The organism is Mesorhizobium sp. M1088 (assembly GCF_040318575.1).
GTDB lineage: Bacteria > Pseudomonadota > Alphaproteobacteria > Rhizobiales > Rhizobiaceae > Mesorhizobium.
The window spans coordinates 1-4998 of record NZ_JAMYMO010000087.1 but is presented as its reverse complement, the minus strand read 5'-3'; the positions used below and the strand labels follow the sequence as shown (position 1 = coordinate 4998).

Annotated in this window: 1 protein-coding gene; it reads right to left on the bottom strand. The window is 60.9% G+C overall.

The genetic code is table 11. The annotated features are described in order from the left end of the window. Positions 1 to 144 precede the first annotated feature (144 nt). Positions 145 to 4920 (bottom strand): Ulp1 family isopeptidase, encoded by a 4776-nt coding sequence (locus NKH49_RS34330; RefSeq protein WP_352930078.1) that lies wholly within the window; start codon positions 4918 to 4920, stop codon positions 145 to 147. Positions 4921 to 4998: the final 78 nt, after the last annotated feature.

Here is a 4998-nt window from a genome sequence, read left to right as displayed (position 1 = left end):
TATGCTGGAGATTGGGGTGACGAGGCTGATCAAGCCTTCCAACAGTACCAGCCTGATCAATTACGGCGAGAGCTACCGGTCCGGAGATCGCATCAGCGCCTCTGTCGTCAAGAGAGCTGTTCTGCTTGACCCCAGCCATGGAGCTCAACGCCCCGCGTCGGAGCGCTCCCTGCTTCTGAAGGAAGCCATTAGGTCCGCTCGGGCTTGATCGGAGGCTTGGCTGATGGACGTCGTGGTTGCTTCGCTCAGTTGCCGCCCCATGGCGCGGCTTTGCGGATTATCAGTCCTCTGCCTCTTCGCCGGTCTCAACAGCGCTGTGTAATGTTCATTGTTTATGATGACGCCCCCGCTGTTCACGAGGTTGCTCCTGTCAAGTGTACTCGTCAGTCCGTCCTGGGCCTCACGCTTCTTGCCCAAGTGCCGTTCAAACGGCGCTGGCGCGACTTGTTGAGCTCGAGAGATGGGTCCCTGCTCTCCTGCGTGGCCATGAGCTTGTGCCGCGGTCTGCGCAGCGGCGTCCCCAATGGCACGAGCCTCCATGCCGACTGCGTCTTCCGGACGAGCAGCAAGGGCAATTTCGCGCCCGAGTGCGAACTTCCGGACATGAGTTAGTGCACTGATGTCAGCGGTTTTCATATAGCGCTTGGCATCTTCATCCAGCGACCGCTCGTGAAGCCGATCCGCAATCCCCGGCTTTTTGTTTTCAACCAGGCATTGACTGAAACGTCTAAGAGCAGACCCATAGACCTCAACGGTACGGGGTTTCGGCCCGGTCGGCGCTGCCTCGTACGCTTTGATGAGAGCCGCTGTGTACTCTCTGATGAGCACGGCGTCGGCAGGGTGGGGATTCAGGGCAGGGCGGCCCACCACTGGCGCTCCGCCCGCCCACGTCTTGAGACGACCCAGTGACCCAGCCACGGCCGAGGGGCCGCCACCCCAGATCTCGTACTCCTTGCGATCCCGATCCAGCGACGAATCGTGAAGCCGATCCGCAATCCCCGGCTTGTTATTTTCAACGAGCCAATGACCAAAGCCGAAAAGAATATCTACATGGCGCTTGACCGTGATCTCCCCGACCTTACCGGCATAGAGTGCTGACCTCAGCCCTTCGACAAGGGTCGCATCGTTGGAATAAAGAGGACCCTTGTCGGGACCGGAGACCACTTTTGGGCGATCTGGCTGCACCGCCGCCGGCACAGAACGAGCATGGTCACGCAACTCGGACGGTGCGGGGGGATTCAGATCAACCACTGACGAATCCGGCGCATGATGATGGCGCGCCGTTGAGTGACCCGGCTGCAGCACCGAGGCACCCAGCATCGACCCACTGCCTCCGGCGTACGGCGCCGCGGCGTGTTCTTGTCCGCTCCCTTGCATCATGGGCTGCGCCTCCCATGGCAATGCACCCACTTGATGGGTGGGGGCCTGCATCAGCACGCGAGCGCCTGAATTGCCGATCTCGCTCAGCTGCGGCTCAGTGGCAACGTCCTGCAGACGACTGTTCGGGGTCCTTTGCCTCTTCGCTGGTCTCAACTCCGCTGTATCATGCTCACGGTTGATGAGGACCTCCTCGCTTGGTAGCTGGTTGCTCCTGTCCTGTGCAGCGATCCGCTCGTCCGGCGCGCGCTGGTCGCCGTCGCGCCAGCTCAGGGGACGAAAGGACCCTGCGGGATCCGAGGCTTGGTGATGGGGCCCAGTTGGCACGAAAGACGATGCCAGAACAGCGTCGTCTTCATTAGCTTTCCCAGGGGGGAGATACTCTGGCCAACTGTATTCCTCCTGCGGCCCGCTGTGCTGCGCAGCGGCGTCCCCCTTGCTCTCAAGACTTTGAGATTTAAATGGGTCCCCGGGAGCAACGTCTGGCGCTGACTGGCCGAGCCGCTTGATCTGCTGGTGAAACGTCCCAACGGGGCTTTCCTTAACCGCGTCTCGGGCCTGTCGGTCCATGAGTTCAAAGTTCGTGAGATTATTTGCCGTTCCGAATGTATTGTCACCCCTGAGGCGGGTTTGTAGTGCCTGCCGATTGACGACGAGGTTGTTGAGGTTCAGGTTATCTGGCTGCGATTGCAATCGCCCAACCAGCGCCCGCGTGCCGTCCACCACGTAGACTCCGCAATCCACCACGTTGCTCTGCTGGGCGATGCGGGATACGCCCACGCGGGTCTCCAGGCTGGCGCCCAGATTTTCTGCGAGCTCTTTTGCAAGCGTGTCATTGCATCCGTTGTAGGAGTCATAATGATAGGCAACCGGCCGTTCCCGGTCGCTGCGATCAACGAACAGCAGCGACCAATGGGTGCCGCGCTCCGCAAGAGTCTTACCGCCATCGCTCACTGGCACGAACAGGAAGTCGGCTGTGTCGTTACCGTTCTGATGGACGATGCGCTGGAATGCGCTTAGCATGACGCTCTCGGAGCCCAAGCGCAGATGATAATTGGCTACGAGGGGATCCACGAACCGCGTCCGGGCGGCGAGATCTGGATTGTTCCCCTGCAACTCCTGCTCCAGGAGTTGGTAATCCCTCTGGATATGTTCGTCGCCTAGCCATTCCAATGCGCCGAGCACCCGCCCGTCTTTAGCTTTCCCAGGGGGCCTCTCTGGCCGACCCAATGCCTCCTGCGTCCCGCTGCGCTGCGCAGCGGCGTCCCCAATGGCACGAGCCTCCATGCCGACTGCGTCTTCCGGACGAGCAGCAAGGGCAATTTCGCGCCCGGGTGCGAACTTCCGGAGATGAGCTAGTGCACTGATCCTCCGGTTACCACCGGAGTTCACATAGCGCTTGGCATCTTCATCCAGCGACCCCTCGTGAAGCCGATCCGCAATCCCCGGCTTTTTGTTTTCATGCAGGTATTCACTGAAACGTATAAGAGTAGATCCATAGACCTGAATGGTACCGCGATTCGGCCCGGTCGCAGGCGCTTCTTTGTACTCTTTGATGAGAGCCGCTGTGTAATCTCTGATGAGCGCGGCGTCGGCAGGGTAGGGATTCCGGACAGGGCGGTCGACCACTGGCGCTCCGCCCGCCAACGTCTTGAGACGACCCAGTGCTCTAGCCACGATCGAGGGGCCACCCCTGCTCTCGTACTCCGAGGGGCCACCCCTGCTCTCGTACTCCTTGCGATCCTGATCCAGCGACGATTCGTCAAGCCGAGCAGCAAATCCCGGCCTGTTATTGTCAAAGAGCCAACGACCAAAGCCGAGAAGAGAATTTACATGGCGCTTGACCGTGCTCTCCTTGACCTTACCCGCGTAAGCTGACCTCAGCCCTTCGACAACGGTCGCATCGTTGGAATAGAGGGGACCCTTGTCGCGACCGGAGACCCCTATTGGAGGATCTGGCTGCACCGCCGCCGGCACAGAACGAGCATGGTCACGCAACTCGGACGGTGCGGGGGGATTCAGATCAACCACTGACGAATCCGGCGCATGATGATGGCGCGCCGTTGAGTGACCCGGCTGCAGCACCGAGGCACCCAGCATCGACCCACTGCCTCCGGCATACGGCGCCGCGGCGTGTTCTTGTCCGCTCCCTTGCATCATGGGCTGCGCTTCCCATGGCAATGCACCCACTTGATGGGTGGGGGCCTGCATCAGCACGCGAGCGCCTGAATTGCCGATCTCGCTCAGCTGCGGCTCAGTGGCAACGTCCTGCAGACGACTGTTCAGGGGCCTTTGCCTCTTCGCTGGTCTCAACTCCGCTGTATCATGCTCACGGTTGATGAGGACCTCCTCGCTTGATAGCTGGTTGCTCCTGTCCTGTGCAGCGATCCGCTCGTCCGGCGCGCGCTGGTCGCCGTCGCGCCAGATCAGGGGACGAAAGGACCCTGCGGGATCCGAGGCTTGGTGATGGGGCCCAGTTGGCACGAAAGACAATGGCAGAACAGCGTCGTCTTCATTAGCTTTCCCAGGGAGCTCGCGCCCGAGTTCGGACTTCCGGAGATGAGCTAGTGCACTGATCCCACCGGAGTTGTTATAGCGCTTGGCATCTTCATCCAGCGACCCCTCGTGAAGCCGAGCCGCAATCCCCGGCTTTTTGTTTTCAACCAGGTATTCACTGAAACGTCTAGGAGCAGATCCATAGGTCTGAATGGTAGCGGGATTCGGCCCGGTCGGCGCTGCCTTGTACTCTTTGATGGGAGCCGCTGTGTAATCTCTGATGAGCGCGGCGTCGGCAGGGTCGGGATTATTCAGGACAGCGGCGCGGTCCAGCACTGGCGCTCCGCCCGCCCACGTCTTGAGATGACCCACTGCTCTAGCCACGTCCGAGGAGCCACTCTTGCTCTCGTACTCCTTGAGATCCGGATCCAGCGACTCCTCGTGAAGCCGAGCAGCAAATCCCGGCCTGTTATTATCAAAGAGCCAACGACCAAAGCCGAGAAGAGAATTTACATGGCGCTTGACCGTGCTCTCCAATGCTGACCTCAGCCCTTCGACAACGGTCGCATCGTTGGAATAAAGAGGACGCTTGTCGGGACCGGAGACCCCTATTGGAGGATCTGGCTGCACCGCCGCCGGCACAGAACGAGCAGGGTCACGCAACTCGGACGGTGCGGGGGGATTCAGATCAACCACTGACGAATCCGGCGCATCATGATGGCGCGCCGTTGAGTGACCCGGCTGCAGCACCGAGGCACCCAGCATCGACCCACTGCCTCCGGCGTAGGGCGCCGCGGCGTGTTCTTGTCCGCTCCCTTGCACCATGAGTTGCGCCTCCCATGGCGATGTATCCACTTGAGGGCCGGGATCATGGACTGGTTCGTCCATTTGCTTTTGCAACCGAGCCCACCTTTCGGCCACCGCGGCCTCGCCAACCGCGGAGGGCGTCTCCTCAGCCCTGGCGAACGCTGGCCCGGCAGGCGCCGCCGGCACAGAACGAGCATGGTCACGCAACTCGAACAGTGCGAGGGGATTCAGATCAACCACTGACGAATCCGGCGCATCATGATGGCGCGCCCTTGAGTGACCCGGCTGCAGCACCGAGGCACCCAGCATCGACCCACT